Annotated in this window: 14 protein-coding genes; 5 read left to right on the top strand and 9 right to left on the bottom strand. The window is 63.3% G+C overall.

Annotation, left to right across the window (positions count from 1 at the left end; genetic code table 11):
- Positions 1–32 precede the first annotated feature (32 nt).
- Positions 33–1,214: an MFS transporter gene (locus NKI52_RS10850; protein ID WP_023676054.1), complete on the top strand. Its 1,182-nt coding sequence runs from the start codon at positions 33–35 to the stop codon at positions 1,212–1,214.
- Positions 1,215–1,263: 49 nt separating this feature from the next.
- Positions 1,264–1,692: a GNAT family N-acetyltransferase gene (locus NKI52_RS10845; RefSeq protein ID WP_352697933.1), complete on the top strand. Its 429-nt coding sequence runs from the start codon at positions 1,264–1,266 to the stop codon at positions 1,690–1,692.
- On the opposite strand, the gene NKI52_RS10840 is transcribed toward NKI52_RS10845, so the two are convergent.
- From NKI52_RS10840 to murA, 9 genes are all read right to left on the bottom strand, one after another.
- Positions 1,693–2,823, bottom strand: a complete 1,131-nt coding sequence (locus tag NKI52_RS10840) for an anhydro-N-acetylmuramic acid kinase (protein WP_352697931.1) — start codon at positions 2,821–2,823, stop codon at positions 1,693–1,695.
- Positions 2,824–2,828: 5 nt separating this feature from the next.
- Positions 2,829–3,830, bottom strand: coding sequence for a serine hydrolase domain-containing protein (locus NKI52_RS10835; RefSeq protein WP_352697929.1), 1,002 nt, complete (start codon positions 3,828–3,830; stop codon positions 2,829–2,831).
- 69 nt (positions 3,831–3,899) lie between these two features.
- On the bottom strand, positions 3,900–5,648 hold the full coding sequence (locus NKI52_RS10830; protein WP_352697927.1) for an ABC transporter ATP-binding protein: 1,749 nt from the start codon (positions 5,646–5,648) through the stop codon (positions 3,900–3,902).
- Entirely contained in the window at positions 5,645–6,484 is an 840-nt protein-coding gene (locus NKI52_RS10825) for an ABC transporter permease (RefSeq protein ID WP_352697926.1), read from the bottom strand. The genes NKI52_RS10830 and NKI52_RS10825 overlap by 4 nt, the downstream gene beginning before the upstream one ends.
- Positions 6,484–7,443: an ABC transporter permease gene (locus tag NKI52_RS10820; protein WP_352452397.1), complete on the bottom strand. Its 960-nt coding sequence runs from the start codon at positions 7,441–7,443 to the stop codon at positions 6,484–6,486. Before NKI52_RS10820 ends, NKI52_RS10825 begins: the two co-directional genes overlap by 1 nt.
- Before the next feature lie 34 nt (positions 7,444–7,477).
- Positions 7,478–8,998 carry an ABC transporter substrate-binding protein gene (locus tag NKI52_RS10815; RefSeq protein WP_352697924.1) on the bottom strand — a complete coding sequence of 507 codons (1,521 nt, stop codon included), beginning with the start codon at positions 8,996–8,998 and terminating at the stop codon, positions 7,478–7,480.
- Between the two features lie 99 nt (positions 8,999–9,097).
- A complete protein-coding gene (gene murQ / locus NKI52_RS10810; protein WP_023676046.1) occupies positions 9,098–10,021 on the bottom strand; it encodes an N-acetylmuramic acid 6-phosphate etherase in 924 nt (307 codons plus the stop codon).
- 185 nt (positions 10,022–10,206) lie between these two features.
- Positions 10,207–11,097 (bottom strand): glucosamine kinase nucleotide-binding domain-containing protein, encoded by an 891-nt coding sequence (locus NKI52_RS10805; RefSeq protein ID WP_352697922.1) that lies wholly within the window; start codon positions 11,095–11,097, stop codon positions 10,207–10,209.
- Positions 11,094–12,350: a UDP-N-acetylglucosamine 1-carboxyvinyltransferase gene (gene murA / locus NKI52_RS10800; RefSeq protein ID WP_352590293.1), complete on the bottom strand. Its 1,257-nt coding sequence runs from the start codon at positions 12,348–12,350 to the stop codon at positions 11,094–11,096. The genes NKI52_RS10805 and murA overlap by 4 nt, the downstream gene beginning before the upstream one ends.
- A gap of 186 nt (positions 12,351–12,536) precedes the next feature.
- Between murA and NKI52_RS10795 the strand changes: the two genes are divergently transcribed.
- The 3 genes from NKI52_RS10795 (at position 12,537) to NKI52_RS10785 (ending at position 15,679) form a co-directional block, all read left to right on the top strand.
- A complete protein-coding gene (locus NKI52_RS10795; RefSeq protein ID WP_352590290.1) occupies positions 12,537–13,385 on the top strand; it encodes a MurR/RpiR family transcriptional regulator in 849 nt (282 codons plus the stop codon).
- A gap of 242 nt (positions 13,386–13,627) precedes the next feature.
- The gene (locus tag NKI52_RS10790) at positions 13,628–14,737 is read left to right on the top strand and encodes a carbohydrate kinase (protein ID WP_023676042.1); all 1,110 of its coding nucleotides are present in this window, start codon (positions 13,628–13,630) and stop codon (positions 14,735–14,737) included.
- Positions 14,738–14,749: 12 nt separating this feature from the next.
- Positions 14,750–15,679 (top strand): pseudouridine-5'-phosphate glycosidase, encoded by a 930-nt coding sequence (locus NKI52_RS10785; RefSeq protein ID WP_023676041.1) that lies wholly within the window; start codon positions 14,750–14,752, stop codon positions 15,677–15,679.
- Positions 15,680–15,712: the final 33 nt, after the last annotated feature.

Here is a 15,712-nt window from a genome sequence, read left to right as displayed (position 1 = left end):
GATGCAGAATTTAATACGGCCATTATTGCCATATGTCGAACACTGATCAAGTCGCTACATTCGCAGCGGCCCCCAAGCCGCCAATCCCGGCACTCGCTTACCTGCTGACGGGGTGCATTGCCGTGATCGGCTCGAACTCGCTGGTGCTCGGTCCGATCGCGCCGGCGGTGGCCGCGTCCTTCGGCACAAGCGTGCCGGCGGTTATGATCGCGTCGGCCGCGTTCGGGCTCGGGACGTCGGCAAGCGCCTTGTTCCTGGCGCGCTATATCGACCGGCTTGGTGCCCGCCGCATGCTGCAAGGAGCGTTGCTGCTGCTGGCGATAGCGCTCGTCGCCAGCGCTGCTGCGCCGACGGTGACGGCGCTGGTCGCGGCCCAGCTTCTCGCCGGCATCGCTGCAGGTGTCGCCATGCCGGCAATCTACGCCAGCTCAGCCGCGATTGCACCGCCCGGCCGCGAAAGCGGCACCATAGGCGTCGTGCTGACCGGCTGGACGCTGAGCATGGTCGCCGGGGTTTCGCTGTCGGCCGTACTTGCCGACCTGGTGCATTGGCGCGCCGTTTTCGCGGCGGTCGCGGTGCTCGCAGCACTCGCATTGGCAAGCCTGGCGCTGACGTCGCTGAGCGATGTCAGGAAGAGCGGCCCGGCGCCGACGCCGCTGGGCGCCTTGAGCGTCCCTGGCATAGTGCCGCTTCTGGTTGCCTGCGCCGCATTCATGACCGCGTTCTACGGTGTCTATGGCTATCTTGGCGATCACCTTCACAATGGCTTGGGACGGCCGGTCAGCGCCAACGGGCTGGCCGCGCTCGCTTATGGCGCCGGATTTGGTGCGGCGGCACTTCTTGACGGCGTTATCGACCGCCTGGGCGCGCGGCGTGTCATGCCATTTGCCTATCTGCTTGTCGCGGTCGTCTATGTCGTGATTGCCGCGGCAAGCAGTAGTTTTCATCTGACCATAGCGGTGATAGCCGTCTGGGGCCTTGCCAATCATTTCGGGCTGAACGTCCTGGTGATGCGCCTGTCGGCGCTCGACCCTGCGCGTCGCGGCACGATCATGGGTTTGAACAGCGCGGTGACCTATCTTGCGGTGTTCGTCGGCACCACGGCGTTCGGACCGCTCTATTCCACGTTCGGTTTTGCAGCATCGGCGGTGATTGCAGCTTTGCTCATGCTAATCGCTGCTGCGGCAGCGGCGTGGCGTTCGCCGAAGCTATAGCGCAGCAAGGCTTGCTTCTCGGTCCCGTCCTTCGATAGATGCTTGGTGGATGGACAATACAACGCTTGAGACAACCGCCGATCCCTTGCCGCACGACCTGGCTTTTCTCGGAGAGCGGCTTGCGGCGTTCAACGACAGTGATGTCGGCGCCTCCTGCAGGAAGGCATTGGCCGTGTTCGTGCGCGATGAGCACGGCGCTATTGTCGCCGGCATCTCGGGATATACAGCCTGGGGCTGGCTCTATGTGCAATGGCTCTGGGTCGATGAAAAACTGCGCGGTCACCGCATGGCTGGCAGGATGCTCGAAGCGGCCGAGAGGGAGGCGATCGCGCGCGACTGTCACGGCGCCTGGATCGACACGTTCAATCCCAAGGCCGCCAAGGCCTATGAGCGCCAGGGCTATTTGCCCTTCGGCGTGCTTGCCGATTTCCCCATTGGCCGCAGCCGTATCTTCCTGCAGAAGAAATTGTTGGCTTAGTTAGCTGGCAAGGCGTCCGCCGCGCATCGGCTGGGGCACGCCGGTCGTACTGGGGAAGCTGATCGGCAAGCCTCTGAGCACGCGCACTGCCAGGAACGCAAAACACTCCGCCTCCACCGCATCGCCCTTCCAGCCAAGCGCCTCGGCCGGAACCGCTTCGACGCCAGCGCGGCTGGCAAGCATGGCCATGATCGTTGGGTTGTGTCGACCGCCACCGCTGACCACCAGCCGCTTCGGCCGGCGCGGCAGAAGATCGAGCGCCTTGCCGACGGCGGCCGCGGTGAAGGCCGTCAGCAGGGCTGCGCCATCCTCGGCGTTCATTCCGTCCGCCATCGAGGCGCCGAAATCGAAACGGTCCAGCGATTTCGGGTAGGGTTTGGTCAAATACGGATGCTGCAGGAGCTTGGCCAGCCGTGCCTCGTCGACCGTGCCGGCGCGGGCAAGGGCGCCGTCGCGGTCCATTTCGCCGAGCCCCTTCGATTTGATGAAATCGTTCAGCGGTGCGTTGGCGGGCCCGGTGTCGAAGGCAACAACATTGTCCGTGCCGTCCCACCAGGTGATGTTGGCGACGCCGCCGAGATTGAGCACCGCCGTGTCGCCGGTGGCGTCGGCTTCGCGCAGCAGCGCGGCGTGATAGGCGGCCGACAGCGGCGCGCCCTGGCCGCCGGCGCGCATGTCGGCCGAGCGGAAGTCATAGGCGACCCTGGTGCCAAGGACGGCATGCATCAGCTCGCCGTCGCCAAGCTGGCGGGTCTGGCCCAGTCGGCCCACTTGCGGGGCACGGTGCAGCACGGTCTGGCCATGGAAGCCGACGACGCCGATATCGGCCATGGTCAGACCGTGACTTTCGACAAGATCCTTGACCGCGGCGGATTGGGCGCGCGTCAGCGCCTCCTCTGCCTCGTGGAAGATTGCCGGTTCCGGCCCTGTGAAATTCCAGCTCCTTGCCTGGCGCAACGTCTCTTCCAGCAAGGCCCGGATCGACTGCGGGTAGGGGGCCAGCGTGTAGGTGCCGAAATCCACGATCCGTTCGCCGTCGGTCTTGATCAGCGCGACGTCGATATTGCCGTCCAGCACGGTGCCGGTCATCAGGCCGACGGCCCACATTGGTTCGCCATTTTTCGCAATCATGGTTGTCAGGCTCCGTTAACGAGATCGCCGACCGCTTGGCGAAGCGCTGCGATCCCGCTGTTGAAATGACGTGTCGGATGGATCCGGTTGGTGAGCAAGGTCCAGGCTCTGCATTTGTCGAAGTCGACCCACAGCCCGACACCGGTAAAGCCGGTATGCCCGATGGTTTCGGGGCTGCACAGCCGGCCGCCGGACCAGCCTTCGTAGGGTCGCTCCCAGCCATGGGTGCGGGTTGCCGACAAGGGCGTGCGCATCAGCGCGATCGAACGCTGCGACGCGCCGGTCCCGTCCAGCAGCCCTTGCGCAAAGTCGAGGACCGAAGCCGCCGTTCCGAACAGGCCGGCGTGACCGGCACCTTGCAAGGCCGAGCAATTGTCGTCGTGGACTTCGCCGCAGAGCACGCGATGGCGCCATGTGCAGTCTTCGGTCGCCGCCGCTTGATCCGGTTCGGCGGAGAACGCGAAGCCCGGACCGGGATCTATGTCGCGAATGGTCTTGCCAGACAGGCGTTCCAGGACGAAGCCGAGCAGGATGAAGTTGATATCGGAATAGACCGGCTCGCCAGCCTGCCATTCGCGCTGCAGGATGAACGCGCGCAGCAGCTCGGGGTCACGCCCATAGGTGTAGATTGGCGCGACGGGGGGAAACGGTGTCTGATGGCCGAGACACTGGCGAAACGTTACGTTCCGTTCCCAGGCTTTTTCGTCATATTGGCGAAGGTCGGGCAGGACGGAAATCAGCGGCGCGTCGAGGTCGACGACGCCTTCTTCCGCCAGCGCCAGGATACGCGACGTGGTGAAGATGACTTTGGTCAGGGATGCCAGGTCGAACCATGTCCCGACATGCATCGGCCGTATCTTGGGCACGACTTGGGCTGAGCCGATTGCCCGGACGATGCGTTCGCCGTCCCCGTCAACTATGCCGAGCACGCCGCCCGGAATGCGCGATGCGGTCACGGCCGCTTCGAGCGGGGCGAATGCGCGGGAGAAGAGATCATGGTCGATCAACTACGCCTCCGTTTGGAAGGCAGCGATGGGGCTGTCCCTCCGGCCTTTCATATCCTTGGGCGACAATCATCACACTTCCACCCGTGCTCTATGATCCGGCCCGAATTGCTGCCAATTGGCCGGGCCCGGCTCAAACCCCAGCGGACGCACGAGCGAGGGGACCTGGCGCGTGTCCAGCTCGAAACGTTCATGCCGCCGGTCTATAGTAGGAACGGCCGCGATAAGCTGTTTGGTATAGGAGTGCTTCGGCTCCGAGAGCACCGATCTGGCATCGCCGATCTCGACAATCTGGCCGGCATAGATGACCGCGATGCGATGGGCGATCCGCTCGACGACAGCCATGTCATGCGAGATGAACAGATAGGCCAGCCCGAATTCACGCTGCAGCTCGATCAAAAGCTTCAACACCCTGGCCTGCACCGACACATCGAGCGCCGAAACCGCTTCGTCGAGGACGATAACCGAAGGATTGAGCATCAGCGCGCGAGCGATGCACAGGCGTTGCCGCTGGCCGCCGGAGAATTCGTGCGGATAGCGCTGCAGGCTGTTTTCCGGAAGGCCGACGCGTTTCAGCAGCGCTGCCATTTTCGCCCGCGTTTCAGCAGTTATCCGTCCGCCGGTAGCGATCACCGGCTCTGCGAGGAGGTTTTCGACGGTGAGTCTGGGATTGAGCGAGCCATAGGGATTCTGGAACACCATCTGCACGGGAAGGGCGCTCTGCCCGGCGGCGGCCTTGCGCGCGCTGGCCGAGATTGTGCCGCGCGTCGAGCGCACCAGCCCCAGAATCGCGCGGGCGGTGGTGGACTTTCCGGAACCGCTCTCGCCGACGACCGCCAATGTCTCGCCCGGCATTAGCTCGAAATCCACACCGTCCACGGCATGGACGGCACCGCTGGCGCGGCTGAGAAAACCACCCTTGACCGGAAATCGCACCACGAGGCCATCGACCTTCAGCGCCGGCTCGGCAGCTTTTTGCTTTTCGCGTTGCGCGTCCCTGCGTGTCGCACCGCCGCCGGCGAAATGCGGCACCGCATGCAGCAGATGCCGCGTATAGGGATGCTGCGGATCGTCCAATATCTGGTTCAATGCGCCCTGCTCGACAGCTTCTCCGCCTTGCATCACCATCACCTTGTCGGCGATGCCTGCAACCAGACCGATGTCGTGGGTGATGAAGATCATCGACATCCCGGTTTCCTGCTTCAACTCGGCGAGCAGCGCCATGATCTGCGCCTGCACCGTAACATCCAGCGCCGTCGTTGGCTCGTCGGCAATGAGCAGGCGCGGGTTGCACGCAATCGCCATGGCGATCATCACCCGCTGCAGCATGCCGCCCGACAGCTGGTTGGGCGTATATTTCAACCGCCTCGCTGCGTCCGGAATACGGACGCGGTCGAGCGCGTCCTTGGCCGCCGCCGTCGCTCGCCGGCCGGTCAGGCCGCGATGCAGGCGAAATGATTCCTCGATCTGCCAGCCAATGGTCAGCACCGGATTGAGCGAGGTCATCGGCTCCTGGAAGATCATGCCGATTTCGCCCCCGCGGATCTTCGTCAATTGCGGCTCGGCTGCGGCTGTCAGGTCGAAGGTGCTGCCGTCGGCCCGCCTCAGCTTGATCGACCCGCCGGTGATGCGGCCGCCGCCATAATCGACAAGGCGATTGATCGACAGCGCCGTAACCGATTTGCCCGAACCGCTTTCGCCGACGATGGCCAGCGTTTCGCCGTCGGCGAGATCGAAGCTGACGCCGCGCACGACCTCATTGGCTTGCGGGTTGCGACCGAAGCCGACGCGCAATCCGCTGACGGACAGCAGCGAGATCATGCGATCGATCTCCGCATCTTCGGGTCGAGGACATCGCGCAACGCATCGCCGAGCAGGTTGAAACCGAGGATGCCGATCATGATCGCCACGCCCGGGAAGATCATCAGCCAGGGAGCTGTCTCCATCAGATTGCGGCTGTCGCTCAGCATCAGGCCGAGCGACGCGGCGGGCGGCTGCGTGCCGAGCCCGAGGAAGCTTAAGCCGGCTTCGGTCAGCAGTGCCCAGGCCAGCGCCAGCGTCACCTGAACCGTCAGTGGCGCCACCAGATTGAGCAGCAGATGCCGTGTTACGATATAGCCCGCACTGCTGCCGAACGTGCGGGCCGCGTCGACGAACTCGCGCGCCTTGAGCGACAGAGCCGGACCTCGTATGACGCGCGTGAAGATCGGTGTGTAGACGATGGCGATGGCAATGACGCTGGTCGAGGTTCCCGGTCCCGCAACCGCGACGATCAGCAGCGCCAGCAGGATCGCCGGGAACGCCAGCACAACGTCCATGATGCGCATCACTAGGCCGTCCCAGCGGCGCCCGAACCAGGCTGCCGCCAGCCCGAGCACGGTGCCGGCCAGTGTCGCGACGGCGACCGAAAAGAAGGCCACGATGAAGGACTGGCCGATCCCGGTCATCAGCCGGCTTGCGACATCGCGGCCGAATAGGTCCGTGCCCATCCAGTAGGTGCTATCAGGCGCATGCAGCCGTTCGACCCGGTGCTGCGTCAGCGGATTGTGCGGCGTCAGCCCCAGCATGCCAAGCACGGCAAGCAGCAGATAAAGCGCAACGATCGCACCGCCGATGCGGCCGCTGGGATGCGCAAATATAGCCCGCAATGTCGCCATCAGTGCTCGCTTAGCCGGATACGCGGGTCGAGCGCGACATAGGCGAGGTCGACGAGGAGATTGACGATCATGAAGTTGAAGGCGATGAACAGCACGCTTCCCTGCACCAGCGCGTAGTCGCGCTGCAGGATGGCATCCAGCACCATGCGGCCGAGACCGGGCAGCGCATAGATCTGCTCGACGATGACAGCTCCGCCCAGGAGGTAGCCGAACTCTATGCCGCTCAGCGTCACGACCGGGATGAGCGCGTTGGGCAAAGCATGCCGCCAGATGACGCCGCGCGCCGAAACGCCCTTGCTGCGCGCCGTCCTGACATAGTCGTCGCTGAGCACATCGAGCATCGCCGAACGCGATATGCGGGTCACCGAAGCCGCGAAGGCAAATCCAAGCGTGACCGCAGGCAGCAACAGCTGGCCGAGATTGCGCAGCGGATCCTGCCACAGCGGCGAAAACTCGCCCATCGCCGGCAAAACGCCAAACCCCGCCGACAGCGTGTAGATGATCAGCAGGGCAAGGACGAAGTTCGGCGTCGACTGCCCGATCATTGCGACAACGCGCACGCCGAGGTCGGACAGCTTTTCGTTATGGGTGGCGGCAAAGATCCCCGCCGGCATGCCGACAAGCAGGGCGATGACCATCGACAGCAGGGCGAGTTCCAGCGTTAGCGGGAAACGCTCGAGGATGACGTCGAGCACCGGCCTGCCATAGGTGGACGAAATGCCGAGATTACCTTGGAAAAGACCAAGCAGCCAGCGCCAGTACTGGATGAACCAGGGCTGGTCGATGCCGAAATAAGCTGCAAGCGCATCGCGCTGCTGCGGCGTCAGCAGGCCGGCTTCGGTCCCCAGCATTGCCGTGATCGAATCGCCCGGAACCATCCGGATCGCCAGGAACACCACGATGGACACGCCAAGCAGGACGAGAGGGAAGGTCGCCAGTCGCCGCATCAGATAGTTCACGCGAAGAATATCCTCTCGTCCGGCATCGAAGCAGCTACTGGATCGTCACCTTGGCGAGGCTGAACAGCGAACCTGTCGGCACCGGTTCGAATCCTGCGATATTCTTCTGCTGTGCCGTGTAGCTGTAGGACGTGTAGAGCCAGATCCAGGGCGACATCTCAGTGATGTGCTTCTCGAAGTCGGCGAAGATCGCTTTGCGCGCTGCCGGGTCGGTCTCGGTGCGGCCCTTCTGCATAAGACTGTCCAGCGTGTCGTCGATATAGTTCGCCACCTTCTGCAGATTGCCCGTCTTGGTCCAGTAGCGGTTGTACATAGTGTAGGGATCGGCCCTGCCGCCGTTCAGCGCGACTGCCATGTCGAAATCGCCCTTCAGCCAGGCGTCGACATAGACGTTGAGCTCCATCATCTTGATGTCGAGCTTGACGCCGATTTCTGCGAGTTGCGACTGGATGACCTGGGCTTCCGCCGCTGCCGTCGGCGGCTCGCCGGTGGCGCCGATCACGGTCGCCGAAAAGCCGTCGGCATAGCCGGCTTCGGCCATCAACTGCTTGGCCCTCTCAATGTCGCGCTTATAGCAGAACAACTGCTTCGGATCGGTCGCCAGTGCCGGGATGGTCAGCGGGCCGGTGACCTTGCCTTCGCCGAGCGAGGCGGTGTCCAGCACTTCCTGCCGGTCGATGGCGCAGGAAATCGCCTGACGCACCTTGAGTTCGGTCATCGGCTTGCGGGAGGGATTGAGCTGCAGCACGTGATAGGCAAGCACCGGCACGCGGTTCAACTGCAGGCTGGCTTCCTTGGGCACCAGCGTGGCGACAAGCGGATCGTTGAGCAGGGCAAAATCGATCTGCTTGGTGCGCATCGCCGCCAGAATCGCCGTCTCGTCCGGCAGCACGCTGATATCGATGCCGTCGACGCCGGTCGCGCCGCCTGCCCAGTCCTTGTTGGCGACAAGCACTTCCTTGGAATTCGGATCCCATTTTTCGAGCTTGAACGGACCCGAGCCGATCGTTGTCGTGCCGATCGAGCCGGCCGCGATTTCGCTTGCCGGGACGATCGCCGCGTTGACGTCGCTCATCGCCGTCAGGATCGGCACGTCCGGCTGCGAGAGGTGGAACACGACGGTGGCGGGATCGGGCGTGTCGATGCTGGCGATCGAGAGAAAGTTGGCGCGCGCCGCAGCACCCGTCTTCTCGTCGAGTATGCGCTCGAACGATGCCTTGACGTCGGCCGAGGTCACGGCGGCGCCGTTCTGGAATTTTGCTTTCGGATTGAGCCTGAAGCTCAGCTCCTTGCCGTCCGGCGAGAACTGCCATGAATCGGCAATCGCGGGCGTGATTTGCAGCTTTGCGTCGAGCCGCACCAGCGGTTCGTAGATCAGCTCCAGCAGCCGCAGTGAGGAGAATGCGGTCTGCTTGTGCGGATCAAGCCCGGTGGCGTCCTGCGACCACGCCATATGCAGCGTCGCCGCACTCGCCTGCACCGGTAGCGCGGCGATGGCAACCATTGCCGCGAGCGTCATGCCGGTAAGCAGTTTCTTGCCAATGTGCCGTACCATTGTCGTCTCCCATTATTGTTAAACCAGATGCCTTGCAGTTCCCCGGACCGCTTCAAAGGGACACACGCCCCGGAACATCGGCCCAGTATCCATGCGGTCTTACACCGTCTTTTCGCCTATCGCCTTGCGCAGGAAACCTCCCGCGTTGGCAAGCGCCTTACGTGCTTCTTCGACACCCATGCCGGTGATCGTCACCAGGATTGCCAGTTTTACATCATTGCCGGTCTGGTCGAGTGCCTGTCGTGCCTGCTGTGCCGCGCAGCCGGTCGTCTGCATCACGATCCTAACCGCCCTTGCGACAAGCTTCTTGTTGCTTGGATTGAGGTCAACCATCAGGTTCTGATAGCTCTTGCCGATGCGGATCATGCTGGCGGTAGACAGCATATTGAGCACCAGCTTTTGCGCGGTTCCCGATTTCAGCCGGGTCGAGCCGGTGAGGACCTCCGGGCCAACCACCGGAGAGATGCCAATATCGGCAATGCCGGCAATGGTCGATCGAGGATTGCAGGACAACGCCACGGTGGTGGCTCCCACTTCCTTGGCATAGGTCAGGCCACCGATCACATAAGGTGTGCGTCCGCTGACAGCGATGCCGACCACCACGTCGCCAGCGGTCAGCTTGATGTCCTGCAGCGCCTTTATTCCCTGTTTCGGATCGTCCTCGGCGCCTTCCGCAGAGTGCATCAGCGCGTCGACGCCGCCGGCGATCAGGCCCACCACCATGTCCTCGGGTACGCCGAAGGTCGGCGGACATTCCGAGGCGTCGAGGACGCCGAGCCGGCCGCTGGTGCCAGCCCCCATATAGACAAGGCGTGCACCGTTCTGGAACGCGCTCACGATCCGGTCCACGGCCGCAGCAATATCGGGGATGACCTTCTCGACGGCTGCCGCAACGCCTTTGTCCTCGTCATTGATCTTGCGCAGCACCTCGAGGGTCGGCAACAGATCGATGTCCATGGTTTTCGGGTTCCGGTCCTCGGAAATCAGCCGCTCCAGCTCCGACATCAACCCTTGTTCGACCACTTCGCTTACTTTCAAGTGCGACTGCGAGCAGGACTGTGATGCCCGCGGCAAGCGGCGTCCAGTGCCTGCACCTGGCCGTCGGCTCCGTACCGGCTGCGCCGGTTCTGTTTCGTTAACTTTTTAGAATTCGATATTCCCTCTGTCAACGGAAAGTAGGAATATTATATTCCTTGCCGAGCAAGGCATCACTGGCGGCAGAGGGATTGTCTGGCCAGGATTATGGCTCCCGAAACCGCATCGCCGTCGGCCGGCTTCAGCCGTCGGCGGACGTCGGGAGCGAGCCATGGCTCAAGCGGGCTGGACAACCCACCGAGCAACGTAATCCGCGGCGCGCCTTTTTCGAACAGCACCCGCACGAAGGTGTCGATCTGCTCGGCAGCGCCTTGCACGATCCGCCGACCGGCCGGATCGCCCTGGTCGGCATGGCGGATCACCATCGGCGCCATGGCGGCATAGTCCGTCGCGCTGGCGCGGTCCATCCAGGCCACCGCCTCGAACGGATCGTCCTTGAAGCGCTGCATCACCTCGGCCAGCAGCGCCGTCCGCTCATGCCGGCCGTCATGGGCTCGCAAGGCAAGCTGCACTGCCTTCAGTCCGAGATCGGCGCCGCTGCCCTCGTCGGAAATCGGAAAACCGTAACCGCCGACGCGCAGGTCGCGCCCTTCGACAAAGCCGAGCCCGATCGAACCGGTCCCGGCTATGACGATGGCGCCGTCTTGACCCGAATGCGCGCCAAGGCAAGCCGCGACGCCGTCGCTGACGAAGTCGATGCTCGCAAAGGGTTGTTCGATGTCATGAAACGCCTCGAGCGCACCCTTACGGCCGATGCCGGCAACACCGATACCCGCGCGGATCCTGGCGATTTCCGCCGCCGCGAAACCTGCCTCTTCGATCGCCGCGCCAAAGGCTTTGGCAATCGAGGCCCAGGCCACCTCTATACCGAGTCGCGTTGTCGCCGGGCCCGACAGGCCTTGCCCGAGCACGGTTCCTGCCTCGTCTTCGATACGCGCGCGGCAGCCGGTTCCGCCGCCATCGACGCCCAGGAAATAATGCGGAGACGCCCCACCGGCACTCATTGCCTTATTCGTTCGATCTGGGCGCCGCACAGCCGGAGCTTGCGGTCCAACTGCTCGTACCCGCGGTCGAGATGATAGACGCGATTGATCGTCGTCTCGCCCTCCGACACCAGCGCTGCTAGCACCAGCGAGACGGAGGCGCGCAGGTCGGTCGCCATCACTTGCGCGCCCTTCAGCTTCTCGCCTCCGCGCACCAGCGCCATGGTGCCTTGCAGCTTGATATTGGCGCCGAGCCGCATCAGTTCAGGCACATGCATGAAGCGGTTCTCGAAGATCGTCTCGCGCAACAGCGAAGCGCCCTCGGCACAGCACATCAACGCCATGAACTGCGCCTGGAGATCGGTCGGAAAGCCCGGATAGGGCTCCGTCGTCACGTCGACCGCCTTGAGCGGCCCGTCTCTCGATATGATCAGCCCGCGGTCGCCCGGCCATATTTTCACACCGGCTGCTTCGAGCAGCTGGACGATGGATGCCATGTGCTCGAGCCGCGCGTGGGTCAGCTCGAGCTGACCGCCGGTGATGGCCGCTGCGACGGCATAGGTGCCGGCCTCTATCCGGTCCGGGATGATGTCGTGCGTGGCGGCGCGCCAGTCTGTGCTGCCCCCGATCAGGATGCGGTGCGTGCCGGCGCCCTCGATCCGCGCGCCCATGTCGTTCAGGCAGGCGGCAAGATCGGCCACCTCCGGCTCGCGGGCCGCGTTGAGGATCTCGGTCTCGCCGTTTGCCGTCGTCGCCGCCATCATCGCCGTTTCGGTCGCGCCGACCGACGGCGAGCTCAAAACGATGCGCGCGCCTTTCAGTCCGCCCGGCGCAGACGCGACGATCAGTCCGTTTTCGATCGCGATATCGGCGCCAAGTGCGGCAAGTGCGGCGACATGCATGTCGACCGGCCGTGCGCCGATCGCGCAGCCTCCAGGCAGCGAGACCCGGGCATGGCCGAAGCGGGCAAGCAGTGGACCGAGAACCAGCACCGTCGCGCGCATGCGCCTGACGGTATCGTAGCTTGTCTCCCTGGAAGCGGCAGCACTGGTATCGATTGTGGCGGCATTCGCCGATCTGGTGACTTCGGCCCCATGAAGGCCGACGACGCCAAGCATGTTGTCGACATCCGTCACCTCAGGCAGGTTGGTCAGCTGCAGCGGATAGGGGCTGAGCAACGCCGCCGCTATTTGCGGCAAGGCCGCGTTCTTGGCGCCGGAGATCGTCACCGCGCCCTCAAGCCTGTGCCCGCCGACGATCCGCAATTTGTCCATGGCTCTGACCTAATCCCGAGCTGTCGGCGAGTCTACGATCTTTCATGTCCGAATCGTCGACATGCCCGAAGGCTGGGCCGCAACCGCACCAGTCGAGATTTGATGGTTCATTCTTGGCTGGCAATCAGAGACGGAATAATTTATTCCTTGGCTTGGCATTGTCGATGACAGGCAATGGAGGAACGCATGTCCGTCCTGAAGAAGATCGAGGCCAAGCTCGAAGTCATGGCGCCCGGCGACCGCGAGATCGGTCGGTATATCGTCGATAATCCCGACCAGATGCTCCGCCTGTCGACGGCGGCGCTTGCCGCCGAGATCGGCCGCAGCCAGTCGAGCGTCGTCAAGTTCAGCCAGAAGCTCGGCTATTCCAGCTATCAGGAGCTTAAGCTCGCCGTCAGTGAGGCCAAGTCGCAGGAATGGCACGTGCCGGCCGGCATGATCCACGGTTCGATCGAGGTCGACGACAGCTATCTGGTCATCTTGCGCAAGCTGATCGGCAGCAAGCTTTTGTCGATGCAACAGACCGTCGCAGCCAACACCGAGCAGGAAATCGGCAAGGCTCTCGAAGCGTTGAACGGTGCGCGCCGTATTCATTTGGCCGGCGTCGGCGCATCCTCGCTGGTGGCGCGCGATTTTTCCTACAAGCTGATGAAGCTCGGCCGCAACGTGCTGCACGACAGCGACAGCCATGTGCAAATGGCCAATGTCTCGACGCTTGGACGAGGTGACGTGCTGTTCGCGCTCTCCTATTCCGGGGCGAGCATCGAAACCCTGCGGATGGCTGAACTTGCCCGCAAACGTGGCACCACCGTTATCGCCGTCACCGGACTTCGCGACAATCCGCTGAGCCGGGTTGCCGACATTCGCCTCCACACGATCGCCGATGAAGAGCGCGCGCGCTCGTCATCGATAACTGCGCGTGATGCACAACTGACGCTGACCGACCTGCTGTTCATCCTGCTCGTGCAGAAGCAGCCTGACGCCAACGAATACGTCCACAACAGCGAATTGGCCGTCTCGGTGCTGAAGGCTTAGCGCTCTTCGCCGTCTCGCGTTAAGGCCTCAGTTCCTCCCTGGCGCTGCACGCCGACAAGAGCAACTTTCGTCCTCCTTGGTGAAATAGCTTTCTTCAATGTGCTCACCCGCTTTCTTCGTCCGGCTGGCAGAGAGTCGCGGGAGCGCCGATTGGTCAAATGCCGCCGGTCGAAACAAATGTTGACAATGTCATCTGTTGTTGCGAAAGCGTTCAGCCTCGAATTTGACGGCCGGGTGAGACAATGGACGACCTTGGAGCACAGGAACAAGCGGTTCTCGACCTCATTGCGGCGAACCCATTCGCCGGCCAGCAGGACATAGCAACGGTGCTCGGCATCGCCCGCTCGACGGTCGCGGCTCACATCGTGCAACTCGTCAACAAGGGATACATTCTCGGCCGTGGTTACGTCTTGCCGACGTCCAAGCGCATGGTCTGCGTCGGCGGCGCGGTGCTCGACCGCAAATACCACGCCAAGAAGGATCTGATTTTCGAGACGTCGAACCCGGTCGACGGCTATCGCAGCTTCGGCGGGGTTGCCCGCAACGTCGCCGAAAACCTTGCCCGCCTCGGCGTCGACATAAGCTTCGTCTCGATCGTCGGCGACGATGAAACCGGCCGCTCAATGGTGCGGCATCTGCGCGACCTCGGCGCCGATGTCAGCCAGGTCATCACCACCGCGGAACGGCCGACGGCGGAATACGCGGCCATCCTCGACCGCAACAACGACCTCGTGCTCGGCATTGCCGACATGGAGATCTTCGATCTGTTTTCGTCGTCCTATCTCGACCGCTTCTGGCCGCATCTGGCTTCGGCGACATGGGTGTTCATCGACTGCAATCTGCCGGCTGCGACCCTCGCAGCACTGATCTCGCGCAAGCAGGCCGCGCGCTTCAAGCTCGCCGTCGACGCGGTCTCGTCGCCGAAATCAGCGCGCCTGCCGAAGGACCTGACCGGCATCGATCTTCTATTCACCAATCATGACGAGGCCAATATGATGCTCGGCATGACGGATGCCGACAAGCGGCTGACGCCGGAGGAAGCAGCGGCAGCGCTGCGCGCGGCCGGCGCCGGAGAGGTGATCGTGACCGTAGGCGCGCATGGATTTGCCGTTGCGACCGAGAGCGGTGTGACGAACATGCACTCCGTCCCGGCCCAGCCCGTCGACATCACCGGCGCCGGTGACGCGATGATCGCCGGCACTCTGTACAAGGTGCTTTCGGGTGAGCCGGTCGCTCATGCCGTGCGCACCGGCGCACTGCTTGCCACACTGACCACCGAGAGCGAATCCAGCGTCCATCCCGATCTGTCGCCGCGCTTCCTTGCCGCCGGCATGTACCGCATTCCTGCCTGAAAGCGAGATGATATGAAACCTTTCCTTGTCCACCTGAACGATGAAGTCGCTGCTGCGCTTGATGAAGGCCGCGCGGTGGTGGCATTGGAATCGACGATTATCACCCACGGCATGCCATATCCGGCCAATCTGGAAACTGCCCGTGGTGTCGAGACCGTAGTGCGTGAAAACGGCGCCGTGCCCGCCACGATCGCAGTGGTCGCCGGCAAGATCAAGGTTGGCCTCGACGACCGTGAACTGGAAGAGCTGGCAGCGGCAAAGGGCGTGGTCAAGGCTTCCGGGCGCGATCTCGCCGCCATCATGGTGCGCGGCGGCTCGGCCGGAACCACCGTCTCGGCGACGATGCGGATCGCCGCTTTAGCCGGGATCGGCATTTTTGCGACCGGCGGTGTCGGCGGCGTGCATCGCGGCGCCGAAGCCACTTTCGATATCTCCGCCGACCTGACCGAACTCGGCCAAACCGGCACGACCGTCGTCTGCGCCGGAGTTAAGTCGATCCTCGATATTGCGAAGACGCTGGAATATCTGGAAACTCAGCGCGTGCCGGTGATCGCCTATGGGAGCGATGATTTTCCGGCTTTCTACACCCGCTCCAGCGGGCTCAAGGCCGATCATCGCCTCGACACGCCCGACGAGATCGCGCGAGCCATGCTGCTGCATGACGAGATGGAATCCGGCACCGGCATTCTCGTCGCCAACCCTATCCCCGAAGCGGACGCGCTCGATCCGGCGTTCATCGACGGCACGATCGCAGCGGCCGTGGCTGAGGCCGAGAAGCGCGGCATCGGGCGCAAGGAACTAACGCCATTTCTGCTCGCACGCATCAATGAGCTTTCGCAAGGCCGCAGCCTGAAGGCCAACATCGCGCTGGTCCGCAACAACGCCGCGCTTGCTGCCCGCATTGCGGTTGCGCATGCGGAATTGAAGAGCGCGACCAGATAGAGACAGTATCCGGCCAGCGCTACCGGCCTTCGA

Source organism: Mesorhizobium sp. M0590, from assembly GCF_040320905.1.
GTDB lineage: Bacteria > Pseudomonadota > Alphaproteobacteria > Rhizobiales > Rhizobiaceae > Mesorhizobium.
Note: the sequence above shows the minus strand (reverse complement) of the source record. Positions and strands in the feature narration are given on the sequence as shown.